This is a genomic window from Undibacterium sp. WLX3042, assembly GCF_049544825.1.
Lineage (GTDB): Bacteria > Pseudomonadota > Gammaproteobacteria > Burkholderiales > Burkholderiaceae_D > Undibacterium.
The window spans coordinates 972,765-988,066 of sequence record NZ_CP186698.1 but is presented as its reverse complement, the minus strand read 5'-3'; the positions used below and the strand labels follow the sequence as shown (position 1 = coordinate 988,066).

General features: G+C 50.3%; 14 protein-coding genes. 6 read left to right on the top strand and 8 right to left on the bottom strand.

The features are described 5' to 3' along the window. Window positions 1-39 precede the first annotated feature (39 nt). Both ACPAOP_RS04485 and ACPAOP_RS04480 read right to left on the bottom strand, forming a co-directional pair. Window positions 40-573, bottom strand: a complete 534-nt coding sequence (locus ACPAOP_RS04485; RefSeq protein WP_423709467.1) for a CNP1-like family protein — start codon at window positions 571-573, stop codon at window positions 40-42. Window positions 574-576: 3 nt separating this feature from the next. Next, window positions 577-1,152: an RNA pyrophosphohydrolase gene (locus tag ACPAOP_RS04480; RefSeq protein ID WP_423709466.1), complete on the bottom strand. Its 576-nt coding sequence runs from the start codon at window positions 1,150-1,152 to the stop codon at window positions 577-579. A gap of 216 nt (window positions 1,153-1,368) precedes the next feature. Here ACPAOP_RS04480 and ACPAOP_RS04475 point away from each other — a divergent pair, with 216 nt between their 5' ends. Beyond that, window positions 1,369-3,105 (top strand): proline--tRNA ligase, encoded by a 1,737-nt coding sequence (locus ACPAOP_RS04475; protein WP_423709465.1) that lies wholly within the window; start codon window positions 1,369-1,371, stop codon window positions 3,103-3,105. A gap of 177 nt (window positions 3,106-3,282) precedes the next feature. Further along, complete coding sequence (locus ACPAOP_RS04470) at window positions 3,283-3,837, top strand: lytic transglycosylase domain-containing protein (protein ID WP_423682261.1); 555 nt, start codon at window positions 3,283-3,285, stop codon at window positions 3,835-3,837. Window positions 3,838-3,980: 143 nt separating this feature from the next. Here ACPAOP_RS04470 and ACPAOP_RS04465 read toward each other — a convergent pair whose 3' ends face one another. From ACPAOP_RS04465 to ACPAOP_RS04440, 6 genes are all read right to left on the bottom strand, one after another. Then, entirely contained in the window at window positions 3,981-4,310 is a 330-nt protein-coding gene (locus ACPAOP_RS04465) for an SWIB/MDM2 domain-containing protein (protein ID WP_423681440.1), read from the bottom strand. Between the two features lie 247 nt (window positions 4,311-4,557). Then, a complete protein-coding gene (ffh, locus tag ACPAOP_RS04460) occupies window positions 4,558-5,925 on the bottom strand; it encodes a signal recognition particle protein (protein ID WP_423709464.1) in 1,368 nt (455 codons plus the stop codon). A 120-nt stretch (window positions 5,926-6,045) separates the two neighbouring features. Next, on the bottom strand, window positions 6,046-6,261 hold the full coding sequence (locus ACPAOP_RS04455) for a hypothetical protein (protein ID WP_423681436.1): 216 nt from the start codon (window positions 6,259-6,261) through the stop codon (window positions 6,046-6,048). Between the two features lie 55 nt (window positions 6,262-6,316). Further along, window positions 6,317-7,105, bottom strand: a complete 789-nt coding sequence (locus ACPAOP_RS04450; protein ID WP_423709463.1) for a type IV pili methyl-accepting chemotaxis transducer N-terminal domain-containing protein — start codon at window positions 7,103-7,105, stop codon at window positions 6,317-6,319. 301 nt (window positions 7,106-7,406) lie between these two features. Continuing rightward, window positions 7,407-7,976, bottom strand: a complete 570-nt coding sequence (locus ACPAOP_RS04445; RefSeq protein WP_423681432.1) for a YIP1 family protein — start codon at window positions 7,974-7,976, stop codon at window positions 7,407-7,409. 269 nt (window positions 7,977-8,245) lie between these two features. Then, window positions 8,246-10,408, bottom strand: a complete 2,163-nt coding sequence (locus ACPAOP_RS04440) for a S46 family peptidase (protein WP_423709462.1) — start codon at window positions 10,406-10,408, stop codon at window positions 8,246-8,248. Between the two features lie 247 nt (window positions 10,409-10,655). On the opposite strand from ACPAOP_RS04440, the gene ACPAOP_RS04435 reads away from it, so the two are divergent. Genes ACPAOP_RS04435 through ACPAOP_RS04420 form a run of 4 tightly spaced genes read left to right on the top strand, consistent with a single transcriptional unit; the run spans window position 10,656 to window position 14,961 of the window. Continuing rightward, window positions 10,656-11,465 (top strand): cytochrome C assembly family protein, encoded by an 810-nt coding sequence (locus ACPAOP_RS04435; protein ID WP_423681428.1) that lies wholly within the window; start codon window positions 10,656-10,658, stop codon window positions 11,463-11,465. Then, entirely contained in the window at window positions 11,462-11,725 is a 264-nt protein-coding gene (locus ACPAOP_RS04430; RefSeq protein ID WP_423681427.1) for a PP0621 family protein, read from the top strand. Before ACPAOP_RS04435 ends, ACPAOP_RS04430 begins: the two co-directional genes overlap by 4 nt. A gap of 21 nt (window positions 11,726-11,746) precedes the next feature. Then, on the top strand, window positions 11,747-13,525 hold the full coding sequence (locus tag ACPAOP_RS04425; protein WP_423709461.1) for a sensor histidine kinase: 1,779 nt from the start codon (window positions 11,747-11,749) through the stop codon (window positions 13,523-13,525). After that, on the top strand, window positions 13,522-14,961 hold the full coding sequence (locus ACPAOP_RS04420) for a sigma-54-dependent transcriptional regulator (protein WP_423709460.1): 1,440 nt from the start codon (window positions 13,522-13,524) through the stop codon (window positions 14,959-14,961). The genes ACPAOP_RS04425 and ACPAOP_RS04420 overlap by 4 nt, the downstream gene beginning before the upstream one ends. Window positions 14,962-15,302 lie beyond the last annotated feature (341 nt).

The window sequence follows — 15,302 nt, the reverse complement described above, 5'->3', positions numbered from 1 at the left end:
GTGCCTGAGCACCTTTTTTTGTATGGCATACGGGATTGTCTAGCGATTAAAAGGTGAGCGTTTTCCGTTTAAGCGATCGACCAGCGTTGCTGCTTTTCCGCCGATGGTGTTGCCATCACAAAAATACTCCGTATATAAAACATGATGCTGCTTATTCGCGCCGGCGTTTGAAATTCTGTCCCATTCTTTACGGCGGGATGCTGACCAACTGCCATCGCTGCGGCCAAATGCGTACAGTTTCCTTTCGTAACTTTCGCAACGAATCGCTTCATAACTGACATTTTTGGCACCGCTGTTGCTCGTTGCCACCAGGGTATAACGTACGGAGCCATCTTTTTCGACAGAAACTGATTGCTTATCGATAGCGAAAGTCTGTGTGCCGCTGTTATAAAAAGGCAGCAGATTTTCTGATTTTGGTGCGGCGGGTAATTGCAGGGCAACTTCCTGTTTTTCCTTATTCGCGTCATCGTCTTCCAGCTCTGTTGCGTATGTCAGCGGCAGATGCAGACTGGCTGCAATCAGCAGCAGACCAGACCAGCTTTTGGCAGAACGGTATGGATAGTCATTTGCCATAAATTATTTTGATTCTTCCTGTTCAGGTTTACCGGGCTCAATCAATTTTTCCTTCGCCCTCTGCAGCTGTCGCTGCGAACGCTGGCGCTGGGCTCCGGGATGATCATTTCTGTGCAGATAACGGGATAATTCCTGTAATGCCAGTTGATAAACGCCGCGTTTAAATTCAATCACCACGTCCAGCGGCACCCAGTATTCATGCCAGCGCCAGGCATCGAATTCAGGGTGGTTGCTGGCACGCAGGTTGATATCGCAATCGCGGCCGACCATGCGCAGCAAAAACCAGATTTGCTTTTGCCCACGGTAATGCCCGCGAATTTCACGTTTGATAAAATGATCTGGCACCTCATAACGGAGCCAGTCGCGGGTGCGGCCGATAATTTTGACGTGCTCTCGCAACAGGCCTGTTTCTTCTTCCAGCTCGCGAAACATTGCCTGTTCAGGAGATTCACCATATTTAATGCCACCTTGCGGGAATTGCCACGAGTGTTCGCGCACACGTTTTCCCCACCAGACTTGATTGTTGGCGTTAAGCAAAATTATGCCAACGTTAGGGCGGAAGCCTTCACGATCGAGCATGTCTAACCTCAAAACTTTCTGTGGCTACACGGCTTGTCCCTGCAATTGAAAGCGTCGGTTACGTCAAAAAGCGAGCCCATTTCATTCCGGGCAGCAGCCAGTCTGGCGAACAAAACGCGGTTTCCTTCATCAAATATGCAAAGAGTGGGCGCATTAGCCAGCTAATCCTTTAAAATTGAGTTGATTATAACCTTCCATTTAAAAAGAATCACTGTCATGCGAGCTACCCGATTTTTTATTTCCACACTTAAAGAAGCCCCTGCCGATGCTGAGATCGTCAGCCATAAACTGATGATGCGTGCCGGCATGATTAAACGTCTGGGATCCGGCATTTACAACTACATGCCTATGGGCTTGCGTGTGATTCGTAAAGTCGAAAATATCGTCCGCGAAGAGATGAATCGCGCCGGTGCGATTGAAATGCTGATGCCGGTCGTGCAGCCTGCGGAACTCTGGCAGGAAACCGGTCGCTGGGACAAAATGGGCCCGGAACTGATGCGCGTCAAAGACCGTCACGGCCGCGATTACATCATTCAGCCTACGTCGGAAGAGGCGATTACCGATGTTGTGCGTTCTGATATCCGTTCGTACCGTCAGTTGCCTGTGAATTTTTATCACATTCAGACCAAATTCCGCGATGAGCGCCGTCCGCGTTTCGGTCTGATGCGTGGTCGTGAATTTACGATGAAAGATGCGTACTCCTTTGATCGCGACGTTGAAGGTCTGAAGAAATCGTATCAGATCATGTTTGATGCTTACACCCGGATTTTCCAGCGCTTTGGCCTGCAATTCCGCGCGGTCGCCGCAGATAACGGCGCGATTGGTGGCTCTGGCTCGCATGAGTTCCACGTGATTGCAGAAACCGGTGAAGACGCGCTGGTGTATTGCCCGACATCGGATTACGCGGCCAATATGGAAGCGGCCGAGGCGGTGGCATTGTCAGCAACCCGTCCTGCCGCGGGTGCAACGCTGACGAAAACAGCGACACCCGGCAAAGCCAAGTGCGAGGACGTTGCCGCATTCCTGAACATTCCTTTGCAAAGCACCGTTAAATCGATCGTGCTCGCGGTGGATGATGAAGAAAAAGGTGAAGCTGGCAAACAAATCTGGCTGCTGCTGCTGCGCGGTGATCACGAATTGAATGAAGTGAAGGCCAACAAAATACCCGGTCTGGCGAATTACCGTTTTGCTACCGAAGCGGAAATCGTCGAATGGTTCGGCACAATGCCAGGTTACCTCGGTCCTATCAATACTAAAAAGCCTGTCCACGTCGTCGCCGATCGCACGGTGGCCAATATGGCCGATTTTGTTTGCGGCGCGAATGAGGCCGATTTCCATTTCACCGGTGCGAACTGGGGACGTGATTTGCCAGAACCGCTGGTGATGGATATCCGTAACGTGGTCGATGGTGATCCTTCCCCCGACGGTAAAGGCGTGCTGGCGATCCAACGTGGGATTGAGGTCGGCCATGTATTCCAGCTTGGTACCCGCTATTCGCAAGATATGAAAGCGACCTTCCTCGACGAAAACGGCAAACCACAATTACTGCAGATGGGTTGCTACGGTATTGGCGTAACCCGTATTCTCGGCGCGGCGATAGAACAGAATTTCGACGAAAAAGGCATCATCTGGCCAACAGCGCTGGCTCCGTTTGAAGTGGTGATCTGCCCTATGGGTATGGATCGCAGCGAGGCGGTCAAAGCGGAAACCGAAAAATTGTACACGGCGATGCTGGACGCTGGCATTGACGTGATTCTGGATGATCGCGGTGAACGCCCGGGTGCGATGTTTGCCGACTGGGAGTTGATCGGGGTACCGCATCGTGTGGTGATTGGTGACCGTGGTCTGAAAGAAGGCAAACTCGAATACGTCGGTCGCCGCGATACTGAAGCGACTAACGTTCCGGTTGCTGAGATGCTGGCTTTTGTGCAGAGCAAGCTGATTGCGGCTTAAAGCGTCTAAATATACTGGGGGGAGTATCTTAAAACTCCCTTTTTTTTATTCAGACGATAGGCATGAAATGACAGATACTCCCCCTAATTCTTCATTTTTAAGAAGTTGAAAGCGATTTTGCTGTTATCCCGATGGATCATTCTGCTGCTCAGTGTATGGACAGCATTGTTGTACACCATGCCTGCGCAAGCCGGTAATCAGAAAGAAGAAGCTCTGGCGGATTCGGTCCGGCTGGCTTTGTCGAAAGCGATTTCTGATCCCCGCCCGCCCAAACCGAGCTTTAATACAATAGAAGAGCGCATCAGCTATCTGCACTGGCTGGGCGAAATGTCGTCACGTCTCAAAAAGCGGATACCTGATTATCAGACGCGCATCGAATTGCTGGAAACGATATGGTATGAATCCAAACGTGCCGGGCTGGACCCGGCGCTGGTCATGGGCCTGATGCAGGTAGAATCGGCATTCCGTAAATATGCGACCTCGGTGGTCGGCGCACGCGGTTATATGCAGGTGATGCCGTTCTGGGCGCGCAGCATCGGTGATGGTGACGCGACCAAGTTATTTCACATGCAGACCAATCTGCGCTATGGCTGCTCTATCCTGCGCTTGTATATGGATATGGAAAAGGGCGATTTGTACATGGCGCTGGGGCGTTATAACGGTAGCCGTGGTAAGCCGGAATACCCGAATGCCGTACTGGCAAACTGGAAGAACTGGGAATATAAAAAATAGTTCAGAGCGTTTCTGAGCTCTGCACTCAGGAAAGAGCAGCAGAAAACAAAAATGCCCGCGCGATGCGGGCATTTTTGTTTGGGATGGGACATTATCTTCCCATAAAGTTTCCCAACGCAACTGCGGTTGCTGTTCCTGATGAATCAGGACAGGTGACCGGAAATGAGTTTTGTCATTTCAAACATGGAGACTTGTGCTTTACCACCGAACACGGCTTTCAGCTTGTCATCTGCATTGATGTTGCGTTTGTTAGCAGCGTCTTGCAGGTTATGCTTTTTGATATATTCCCATACTTTTTTCGTCACTTCAGTACGTGGAATCGGTGCGGCACCGATCACTGCTGCGAGTGTTGGGGAAATTGTCATTGGCTTCATGAACGCTGCGTTTGGCTTACGTTCTGCTGCAGGTTTTGCTGCTGCCTTTTTTGGTGCTGCAGCTGTTTTCGCTGCTGGTTTTTTTGCTGCTGTTGCCATAAATAGCCTCCTTCACAATTTTGTGGACGGAGCTTTGATCGTTTTGAAAAGCTCCTGCATTGCGTCACTTCACGCATCGCCCATAGTGGTGCGGTTTCCACGGTGATGCAAGTGTTTTTTGTGCGTTTTCTAAGAAAAAATGCAGGAAATGCTGCTTCGTTGGATTTCCAGCCAAAAAAAAGCCGTATCGGCAGGGTTTTACCTCTGATACGGCCATTTTTTATAACCTCTGGGTGACGGCTGAAGATCAGCGTTTTCCGGGCATCATACTCTTCATCCCGCGCAGCATTTTCATCATGCCGCCACCGCGTAATTTTTTCATCATAGACTGCATTTGTTCGAATTGCGCGAGCATACGATTGACTTCTTGTATCTGCACACCGGCACCGGCGGCGATACGGCGTTTGCGTGAAGCTTTAATCAGTTCCGGTTTCGCGCGTTCCAGTGGCGTCATAGAATTGATAATGCCTTCCATGCGGCGCACGGACTTCTCTGCCTGATCCATATTCGCCCCTGCGGCTGCCTGTTGCATTTGCGCCGGCAGTTTATCCATCAAACCTGACAGGCCGCCCATGTTCTTCATCTGCGAGATCTGCATTTTGAAGTCGTTCATGTCGAACTTGCCGCCGTCTTTGATTTTGTGTGCAAGATTTTGGGCTGCAGCGACGTCAATTCCTTTTTGCGCTGATTCCACCAGCGCAAGAATATCGCCCATCCCGAGCACACGGCTGGCCATGCGGGTTGCATCAAAGGCTTCGAGGCCATCCAGTTTTTCAGCGACGCCGACGAATTTAATCGGTTTGCCAGTCACATAACGTACCGACAACGCAGCGCCACCACGCGAATCGCCATCGAGCTTGGTCAGTACAACACCCGTCAATGGCAATGCATCATTAAATGCTTTGGCGGTGTTGACGGCATCCTGCCCCAGCATGGCATCAACGACGAACAAAGTTTCGATAGGTTTGACGGCAGCGTGTACGGCAGCGATTTCCTGCATCATCGCTTCATCAATACCAAGACGACCGGCTGTATCGACGATCAGCACATCGTGGTAATGTTTTTTTGCGTAATCCAGCGCAGCTAAGGCGATATCGACTGGTTTCTGGTCTGGTGTGGATGGAAAAAAATCCGCACCGACTTGCCCTGTCACGGTTTGCAACTGGCCGATCGCGGCCGGACGATAAACGTCGGCAGAAACCGTCAGCACTTTTTTCTTTTTCTGTTCCCGCAGATATTTGGCGAGCTTACCGACGGTCGTTGTTTTACCTGCACCCTGCAAACCTGCCATCAGAATAATTGCCGGTGGCTGGCAGGCGAAGCTGAGTTGCGAGGCTTCTTCGCCGAGATCGGCGCCCATTAATACAGCGAGTTCTTTCTGAACGATGCCGACCAATGCCTGGCCGGGAGTCAGTGAAGAGATCACTTCTTCGCCCATCGCTTTTTCTTTGACGCGGGCGATCAGTTCGCGGACTGCAGGCAAGGCAACGTCCGCTTCTAACAACGCCATGCGTACTTCGCGCAGCATATCGGCTGTGTTGGATTCGGTCAGTCTGGCTTCGCCGCGCATAGTCTTCACGACTTTGGCGAGGCGCTGGGTAAGGTTATCAAGCATAGCGAACGAGTAGAATTTCTTGGGTAAAAAGCAATTTGAAAGCGATTGCCCGGTGACCGTCAGTCGCCCGGAGCAAAACAATCCGCCATTTTACCCGATCACTGCATCCTCTCTGCGAATTCACAGAAATACCTGTGGCTCAAATGCAGACGTTGCATAAAATCCGCCTTCCTTGCCGGATACAGGCTGCATGCCGGAAAAAAGGAAGCGAACGAAGCCTTGATGTCCGTGCTGTTGCTGTGTGTGCGGCAGACGATCGTCGCGCTGACGGGGTGCAGTCTCGCCTTTCTGAGAATACGCTGCAAGACAAACTGAAAAAATGTCAGCTGAATTCATGACGATCAGTCTGCACTGACGTTGTCATCCGCAAAAAAACGTGTGCCCGGCGTCGTTAACTAAGTTGCTGATACAGGCTGGTGATTTTATCCATCTGCTCCAGAATTCTGTCACTGCTGGTAGCCACGTTGGTGGCTGACTGATGCTGTGTTTTAGTATCATCCGCTTGTTGCAGCGCATGATCGAAAAATAACCATTGTTGCTGCGCCAGTTCCAGCTCATCCCTGATTTTTGCGGTGTTGACAGGTGCGGTTTTCAGGGCACTCTGGGCAGCAATGAATTCTTTGCGTGCGTTGTTGAGCAGACTGCCTGTATCCGCCGGTGCAATATTCCATTGCCGGCCCAGATACAGCTTCGCCATCTTTTGCGACAACATCCTCTGCCGGCCAGCCAGATTCACCCATTTTCCACTACTGTTACCGGCGATTTTTTCCAGTTGCAGGGTGCTGTCATCTGTGAGCTGCATCAGTTTGTCACTCGAAACCAGAATACTTTTTCCATCGGCTTTGTTGGGGGCTTTCCCGACAAGCAGCTGTTTGTAATCGAGCCATATTTTTTCGGCTTCGCTCAGGCGCGATTTGATGTCGGGATTCGGCGCGAAGGTCCGTAATTCCACCAGCTGGCGATCAAATACGGATAAGGACTGATCCAGAATTTTTCTGGCGTGTTCGGTATCGATATCCATGCCTAACTGCAGATAGGCTTTCGCCAGCCGCTGTGCCAGCATGCGCTGTCGCCCGGCTTTATTGATCGCGTCACTGAGATTGCTCACTTGTGCTGACGCCGGCAGTATCAGCCCGCTGCTGAGGACCAGGCTGGTGAAGATAAAGGTTCTGCGTTTCATGATTTGCTCTCTGGAATGATCCTGAGCATGCTAAGAGTTGTGCGAACAGGCGTCTATTCGTCATTGGAACTAGGCGCGGCAAGGCAAATGCAGGATACGTGGCGGCTTCCGGCTTATCAAGATACTCCGGGGAGTATCTGAAAAGGCCTTTTATTGATGCCGACAATAAGGCTTTTTGCGAAAAAAGAGGGGGGAGTATCTGGTAATGCGACGCCGGACATGTAGCCTGAGATGCAGCATGTCCGGCATCAGGGGACGGCGGCGACGAGCTAACGTATGTTAGCTCGCCTAGCGGCAGGTTTTACCACATCAGTGGTAACGCAACGAAACTGCAGAGCATGATCCAGACGATGCCACCAAAAGAGAAAATTTTGTAGCCCATGACCTGTGCATCAACGGTATCTTCTAATTTCAAAATCGCATACAGGCCGTGATACAGCACGCTGGCAGCCAATAGAAGCCCCATGACCACGCAGGCGATCACCAGCCACAGATCACCGGATAATAAACCAAGGCTGGACAACCACATCGGCACGGCGGTAATGCTGGCCAGCAGAAATCCATCCTGAAAGTCGATCGTCACCTGATGATCTTCCGCCAGCTTACGGATCAGCCAGCCCATCAGCGGTACGGTCAGTAATTCCATGGCAAAGAACACGACAGCTACATCCAGCCAGCGCAGATAAGGTGCATTGACCCAGTACAGGGCAGCATGATGACTGCCTGCGTACAGCAGTGCCAGCGGAGGGATCAGTGAACACGGCAGTACCAGCAACAAAAAACTGCTGACAACAGAAGGGTGAATTTTCTTCACCGTATCCCAGCCGCCATGAAATGAAAATGGCATTTTTCCCAGATTCAGCAGATTCATAATGTCTCGTCCTTATCTTTATTTTGCTTTGATGGATGTCGGTGTCAGTCTGGCTGCTCACCAATCAGTTAACTCGTGCAGCGGGCGTTTGCTAAGGGGAGCTTGTTGCACAGAATTGATATCAATGTATGAAATAAGCAGAGAAAGTCAAGGAAACGACAGGCGATGCTGCATGAAGGACCGGTCTTCGCGGGTCATCGCCGGTAATCCTGCATAACAATAAAAAAAGCCACGCGATCAGCGTGGCTTTTGATAAGAAGCAAGGCGAATTATTCTGCGCCCATTTCCTTAATCAGTTTGTCGGCTTTATCGACATGCTTCATTTGCCACAGCATGTAGCGCAGATCGACCTGGATAGAACGGGTATTGGCTTTGTTGTAATCCCAGTCAGAGATGATGGAGTCGAGTGTGCCGTCAAAGGCCAGACCGATGAATTCACCTTTCGCATTCAGCGCAGCAGAACCGGAGTTACCGCCAGTGATATCGAGCGTTGCCAGATACGCGAGCGGTACTGCTTTCAGCTTAGGATCAACATATTTTCCAAAGTCTTTGGCTTTGATTGCCGCCAGTTGTGCCGCAGGGGCATTGAACTCGCCTTTGCCTGTGGCTTTTGGCGGGATGCCGTTGACGGTCGTGAATGCAGACCATGCCAGACCATCGGCTGTGCCGTGATCGCGTCCAGCCACTTTACCGAACGTGACACGCAATGTGCTGTTCGCATCAGGATAAACCGCTTGTCCTTTGCTCTTCATAAAGGCAATTTTTGCTTTCATGTAGTTGGCATAGGCTTGCTGGATTTTACCTGCCAGTTCTTCGTCTTCCGCTTCGCGTTTCAGACCGCCTTCATACATTGCTACCGCTGCTTTGATGAAGCTGTCGTTGCTGGCTTTGAAGTCTTCAGGCTTGGCGCTCAGCCATGCTGCACGTGTCGCTTTATCGCCCAGTTTGCTGCCGGCATACAAGTTATCCAGCAAGGCTTTCAGGTCAGCTTCGCTCATGCCGTCTTTGATGCCAATCGCCGCATCGAAGTTGGCGCTGCGCTGATCTTTTGGCAGTGCAGCATATTGGCTCAGACTGTTCAGTACCAGCGCTTTATCGACCTTCTCGACATAGTTGCGCTCAACTGCTTCCACACCTGCTTTAAAGCGTGGCAGGTCGCGGACCTGATAGCCGGCTTTACGCTCAGCATCCGGTTTCGTCGTTTCATTTGCCAGGCGATACAGACTGCGGGCAGTGCTCAGCAGACGCGGATACGAACGCTCGAGGAAAAACTCACGTTTGCCTTGCGCGTCGCGCTGAGCGATCAGTTTTTCAACATTCGCAATATCGCTGGCAAATTCTTTTGCGCGGGCGGGATTGCTGTTGACCCATGCCTTCAGCTCTTCATGTTCTTTGGTTTTGCGGGCAAGGAAATCGCTGCCAGCATAACTGTCGAGCATGCCCTGACGGTTTTTGTAGTAGTTGTTGATACCGGCAACCTGGCTCGCATATTTCAGCTTTGCGTCAGGATCATCGGCAGTTTCTTTAGCGATGATCGCGAGGGACTCACCGGATGCTTTGACGAATGCAGGGTAGCTCCAGTCGAATGTATACGCGACTTCAGATGGCAGACGGTGACGGTTGGTGCGGCCAGGGTAGCCCAGTACCATGACGAAATCGCCTTCAGACAAGCCGTCTTTTGCCAGTTTCAGATAATGTTTAGGAACGTAAGGAACGTTATCCTTGCTGTAGTCAGCGGCTTTACCATCCTTGCTGACATATGCGCGGTAGAAGCCGTAGTCGCCGGTGTGACGTGGCCACATCCAGTTATCGGTGTCGCCACCGAATTTGCCCACGCCTTCGGCAGGTGCGTGTACCAGACGGACGTCGCGGATTTCCATCTGTTTGATCATGTAAAACTCAAGACCGCCATAGTAAGGATAGACGTTGCAACGATGACCGGCATCTTTCTCACATTCGGCTACCAGCGCTTTGGAGTTTTTTTCTATCGCGTCAACGCGCTTTTTGCCTTCCAGTTTCGCAACATCTTTGCTGATGATTTTGTCAGAAACGTTGGTCACTTCTTTGGTGACAAAAATACGTGAACCTGGTGCTGCCGGCAATTCTTCTTCCAGCGTATTGGCAAGGAAGCCGTTTGCGAGAAGATTCCGTTCAGGTTTGGAGTTGTAAGCCACGCTGCCGTAGACGCAATGATGGTTGGTCGCCACCAGACCTTGCGGCGAAACGAAAGAAGCTGAACAACCACCAAGGCTGACGATGGCGCCCATAGGGAATTCTGTCAGTTTGGTTAAGCTTGCCGGATCCAGTTTTAAACCGGCGGCTTTCAGCTCTTTGGCTACTTGTGGCAACTGCTGTGGCATCCACATGCCTTCGTCAGCATAGGCGACTGAGGCGGTGCTCAGAACAGCCAGCGTAATGAGTGTCTTTTTCATGGTTTTATTATCGAAAGGTGAGAAAACGAAGTGAGTCTATCCCTTGGCTCAGTATAGAAATACTGGACGCAGAGAGTTTAGTTGCAAAAAAATCTGAAAAGTTCAAAAAAAGCGCATTTTTGTCATTAATTCTGATGTACTCAAGAGTTGCGGGATTTTTCAGCCCTGTCAGTTTCCTTGGATCTCAATTGCAACCGTGGTGGCAGCGAACGTCAATTTTTAGGGCGACATGGTGTAAACTTAGCCGATGCATATTTATTTATCTTTTCTGGTGGTCGCTCTCTATCTGGCCGCTGCGTTCATTCCCTTCCGGCAACGCATTCTGGGTGCGGGGATCAGCGTCCTTGCCTGGTTGCTGCATGCCGTCTCATTATGGCTGGCCGTGTTCGCGGATGATGCTTTGCGTATCGGTTTTGCGACGATGTTATCAGCGGCGCTCTGGGTGACTGTTTCTGTGTACCTGATAGAAAATCGTAATTTTTCACTCGATGGCTTGAAATTTTTATTATTTCCGCCTGCTGCAGGATTTTCTGTCTTACCCGCCTTCTTCCCCGGGGCGATGATTGCATTGGCAGGCAAAACGGCCATGTTCCCGTGGCATGTCAGCATTGCCTTACTGGCCTACAGCACAATGACGATTGCGGCGTTTCATGCCGCGATCATGAGCCTGCAGGATCAGCATTTACATAAATTGCGTTCGCAGGCTTTGCGGCCATGGCTGAGTGCGGCAATTGATAAGCTGCCGGCCTTGCTGACGATGGAAAAGGTGTTGTTCCGGTTGATTTCCGTGGGATTTGTATTGCTGAGTCTGACCGTATTGTCCGGCATTGTATTTTCTGAGCAAGTGCTTGGTGTGGCATTCAAATGGGATCATAAAACCATCCTTTCTCTGTTGTCATGGTTGCTGTTTGCCATCTTGCTGGTGGGGCGCCGGTGGCGCGGCTGGCGTGGAAAAACGGTGTTGAATTTCACTTTGTCCGGTTTCCTGACTTTGCTGCTGGCATATGTCGGCAGTCGTTTCGTGCTGGAAGTGGTGTTGCACAGGAGTCTGGTATGAAATTGCTGATGTGGCTGGTGTTGGCAGTGTTGGTGATTCTGGCAATCCGTAAAAAAGCCAGACCTTTGATGCAGGACAGCATACGCAGCCGGGATGCGGAGACGACATCCGGCGCTGCATTCGACCGGTCGGCAACATCAGCGCAGGCAACAGAAACCATGGTTTGCTGTGCGCATTGCCAGATTTATTTACCTGCCTCTGAAGCCGTGATCCGAGGACAGCAAATTTATTGTTCATCAGCGCACGCTGATTTACATTAAATCAGAAAATCAGCTGAATTCATGACAGCGACTTTTTCTGTTTTTCCTGAACCGACCCCTTCCTTCTGGCGGTCTCTGCAAACCCTGAATATTTCCAGGGTGATTATTGCCATTAGTCTTTTGTTGTTGCTCAATTTACGCAGCACTAAAGATATCTGGGTATTTTCCCATGTGTTTGCCGTTGATATATGTATCGCCTATCTGCTTTCCAGCATAGGTTTTACGATACTCAAGGTTGTGCATACGCGGCATTTCATCCTGCAACTGCTGTCGCAGATTACGCTGGACATCATCATCATTTCTTTGCTTTATCTCGGTTCCGGTGGTGGTCGCGGTGGTTTCAATATCTTGTTTTTGTTTCCTCTTGCAGGCGTTTCAATTCTGGCGCCTTTATTGTGGGCATTCTTTTTTTGCTCAATCGTCAGCTTGTTACTGTTGACGGAGGGGGTCTACCGTTCACTCGAGTTCAGTGACGGCAGCCAGGTTTCTCAGGCGGGTTTGTTCGGGGCCTCTTATTTTGCTGTTGTGTATGTGGTGAATCGCCTGGCGAGTAATCTTATCCGCCAGGAACAACTGGCCGCATTGAGAGGCAATGAGTTGATCATGCAGCAGGCGATTAATCGCCTGGTAATCGCCGATATGGATGACGGTATTCTGGTACTGGATCATTCCGGGCGTATGTTTGAAATGAATCCGGCCGCTGAACGTATGCTCGGAGGAAATCTGCGCAAGGACATGACAGGAGTCCGACTGGCCGACGTTATCGCTTTGCGCCCTTTGGTGGAAACACTCGCGGATATTCAGAGCAGAAACGCCGGTAAGACACACAGAGAGCTGGAAGATGAAATTTCGTTTGTTTCTATTCCGTGTCACCTCGATGAAAGCAAAGTGGGTACGTCTGGCACAGCAGTGCCGCGCGCAGGTTTTGAGCACAGTAGTTTTGGCGTCAGATCGGAACGGCCTCATTTTGTCACGCATCTGAAATTGCGGATGATTATCGTCAAAGAAGCAAATGAAACGGGGTTACAAGCGTCAGCGAATGATTACACCGTGATTTTTATGCAGGATGTATCGGATATTGAAAATCACGCACAACAATTGAAACTGGCGTCGATGGGACGTCTGACCGCCAGCATTGCGCATGAAGTCAGAAATCCCTTGTCATCGATTTCGTATGCGGCTTCTTTGCTGAATGAGGATATTGCTCACATAGAAGATAATAAAGAGCAGGCTAAACGGCTGCTGAAAATTGTGGATGATAACGTTGGTCGCTTAAATCAGTTGATCGAGGATATTCTGAAGCTCTCACGTAAGGCACGCAATGATGTCGAACCGTACTTTCTGATGCCGCTGGTGAGTCGCTGCGTGCAGGATTTCATTGAAATAAAAAAAGTAGCTCCAGATCTGATTACCGTAGATCAGGCTGTTGATTTTAAAGTCAGTTTTGATCCTGGTCATCTGACAGAAATTATTTCTAACTTATTATCGAATGCGGTCCGGTACGCCAGTGGCATTCCCGGCAGTATTCGTCTTTACGCGATGATGAATCCTGGTGGTCGTCAGGAATTACATATTCAGGATGATGGCCCGGCAATCAGTTTTGAAGTTCGCGCACATTTATTTGAACCGTTTTACACGACTTCCCGTATGGGAACCGGGCTGGGATTGTATATGGCGCGTGAGCTCTGCCTGAATAACAAAGCCTTGCTCGATTATGAATATCGTGTCGATCACAGTGCTACTGAAGACAGCGAGCCCAGCGGCCGTTTCGTGATTAATTTCTCTGGATTAAACACATGAGCAACATTACCGGCACCACTTGTCCACGCATTCTGGTTGTTGATGATGAAGCGCATTTGCGGGAATTGTTAGAGATTACCCTGATTAAAATGGGGCTGGATGTTGATAGCGCTGAAAATCTGCATATCGCCAGAAGTCTGCTGCAAAAAAACAGTTACTCGCTGGTGCTGACGGATATGCGTTTACCTGACGGTTCGGGTATGGAACTGGTTGAAGAAGTCAATCTTCATTATAAAAACACCCCGATTGCCGTCATCACTGCTTTCGGCAGTACCGATAATGCGGTGATAGCCTTGAAGGCGGGAGCATTTGATTATGTCTCCAAGCCTGTGGCGCTGGATCATTTACGCAAGCTGGTGCGCTCGGCACTGGAGGTGAATCTGAGCAATGCGGAACCAGAGGTGATGTCGCATGTATCAGAGCAGGGGCCGGTCTCTTTTCTGATTGGCTCTTCATCCGGTATGCAGGAGGTGCGTGCGCAAATTGCCCGTCTGGCACGTAGCATGGCACCGGTTATCATTACCGGAGAATCCGGCAGCGGTAAAGAGCTGGCAGCGCGTGAGATCCACACATCGAGTTCACGAGCCGGTAAGCCATTCATCGCAGTCAATTGCGGTGCGATTCCCGAAACGCTGATGGAAGCGGAATTTTTTGGCTACCGCAAGGGGGCTTTTACCGGCGCGGCCGATGATCGTGAAGGATTTTTTCAGGCGGCGAATGGCGGCACGCTGATGCTTGACGAAGTCGCCGATTTACCGCTGGCGATGCAGGTGAAGTTGTTGAGGGCAATACAGGAGCGCCGTATCCGTAAAGTCGGCGCGACGCTGGAGGAGTCCGTGGACGTCAGAATTATCAGCGCAACTCATCAGAATCTGAGTAACTGCGTTAATGAAGGACGATTCCGGCAGGATTTGTATTACCGCTTAAACGTCATTGAGCTGCACTTGCCGCCGTTGCGTGAGCGGCTTGAAGACATTGCTGATTTATCTCTGGCGATATTGGGTAAGCTCGCTGGTGGTCAGGTCACGTTATCGCCGGCCGCATTGCAAGCCTTGTGTACGTATGACTTCCCCGGCAATGTCCGCGAACTGGAAAACATTCTGGAGCGTGCTCTTGCTTTTGCCAATGATGGCTGTATTCAGGTGGCCGACCTCGCTTTACGTCATCATAAAAAATCAGTAACTGAACCGGTTACTGGTGAGACCGGCCATTCTGAACGCGTGATTAGCGACATCGTTTCGGCGCAAGACGACAATGTTTTTTCACCGCCGTTACTTCCTTGTTCTTTGCCAGAATATCTGGAAAGAATTGAACGTGAAATGATAATAAGGGCGCTGGAGCTGACCAGGCACAACCGGACGCAGGCTGCCGAGTTGCTCGGCGTCAGCTTCAGGCAGCTACGTTACCAGATACAGAAACTGAAAATCCAGGATTAATTTTCCGCATACTGATTCTGCGCTGGATTGTTGTTTCGTGGGGGGAAGTCGCGCATGCGTTTCCCCCGGATTTTGCTTCTGCCTTTTAATCGGATCCTGCTTCTTTTGTCTGATCCTGCCGATGAAAAACAGACAAATAAATATCCTGTTCTCAGTGTGGCTATTTTCCGTTAGTACTCACTCACCCAGTTTGCTGCAGTTTTCTGATCATCTGCGAAAGTCAATCGCCTGCACAAAAAAATTTACTGAAAAATGAACAGATAAAGCGGTTGCGCACCTTAGCATCGGGCACTAGAATTAGGGCTATAAATTATTTGTGCACTATATATAGTAGTTTTTCT

Excerpts from the sequence above, each read along its gene's own strand:
- ACPAOP_RS04440 (WP_423709462.1), bottom strand. The coding sequence starts at position 10,408 with ATGAAAAAGACACTCATTACGCTGGCTGTTCTGAGCACCGCCTCAGTC.
- ACPAOP_RS04425 (WP_423709461.1), top strand. The coding sequence starts at position 11,747 with ATGACAGCGACTTTTTCTGTTTTTCCTGAACCGACCCCTTCCTTCTGG.
- ACPAOP_RS04475 (WP_423709465.1), top strand. The coding sequence starts at position 1,369 with ATGCGAGCTACCCGATTTTTTATTTCCACACTTAAAGAAGCCCCTGCC.
- ACPAOP_RS04450 (WP_423709463.1), bottom strand. The coding sequence starts at position 7,105 with ATGAAACGCAGAACCTTTATCTTCACCAGCCTGGTCCTCAGCAGCGGG.
- ACPAOP_RS04470 (WP_423682261.1), top strand. The coding sequence starts at position 3,283 with ATGCCTGCGCAAGCCGGTAATCAGAAAGAAGAAGCTCTGGCGGATTCG.
- ACPAOP_RS04430 (WP_423681427.1), top strand. The coding sequence starts at position 11,462 with ATGAAATTGCTGATGTGGCTGGTGTTGGCAGTGTTGGTGATTCTGGCA.
- ACPAOP_RS04465 (WP_423681440.1), bottom strand. The coding sequence starts at position 4,310 with ATGGCAACAGCAGCAAAAAAACCAGCAGCGAAAACAGCTGCAGCACCA.
- ffh (WP_423709464.1), bottom strand. The coding sequence starts at position 5,925 with ATGCTTGATAACCTTACCCAGCGCCTCGCCAAAGTCGTGAAGACTATG.
- ACPAOP_RS04485 (WP_423709467.1), bottom strand. The coding sequence starts at position 573 with ATGGCAAATGACTATCCATACCGTTCTGCCAAAAGCTGGTCTGGTCTG.
- ACPAOP_RS04435 (WP_423681428.1), top strand. The coding sequence starts at position 10,656 with ATGCATATTTATTTATCTTTTCTGGTGGTCGCTCTCTATCTGGCCGCT.
- ACPAOP_RS04445 (WP_423681432.1), bottom strand. The coding sequence starts at position 7,976 with ATGAATCTGCTGAATCTGGGAAAAATGCCATTTTCATTTCATGGCGGC.
- ACPAOP_RS04420 (WP_423709460.1), top strand. The coding sequence starts at position 13,522 with ATGAGCAACATTACCGGCACCACTTGTCCACGCATTCTGGTTGTTGAT.
- ACPAOP_RS04455 (WP_423681436.1), bottom strand. The coding sequence starts at position 6,261 with ATGAATTCAGCTGACATTTTTTCAGTTTGTCTTGCAGCGTATTCTCAG.
- ACPAOP_RS04480 (WP_423709466.1), bottom strand. The coding sequence starts at position 1,152 with ATGCTCGATCGTGAAGGCTTCCGCCCTAACGTTGGCATAATTTTGCTT.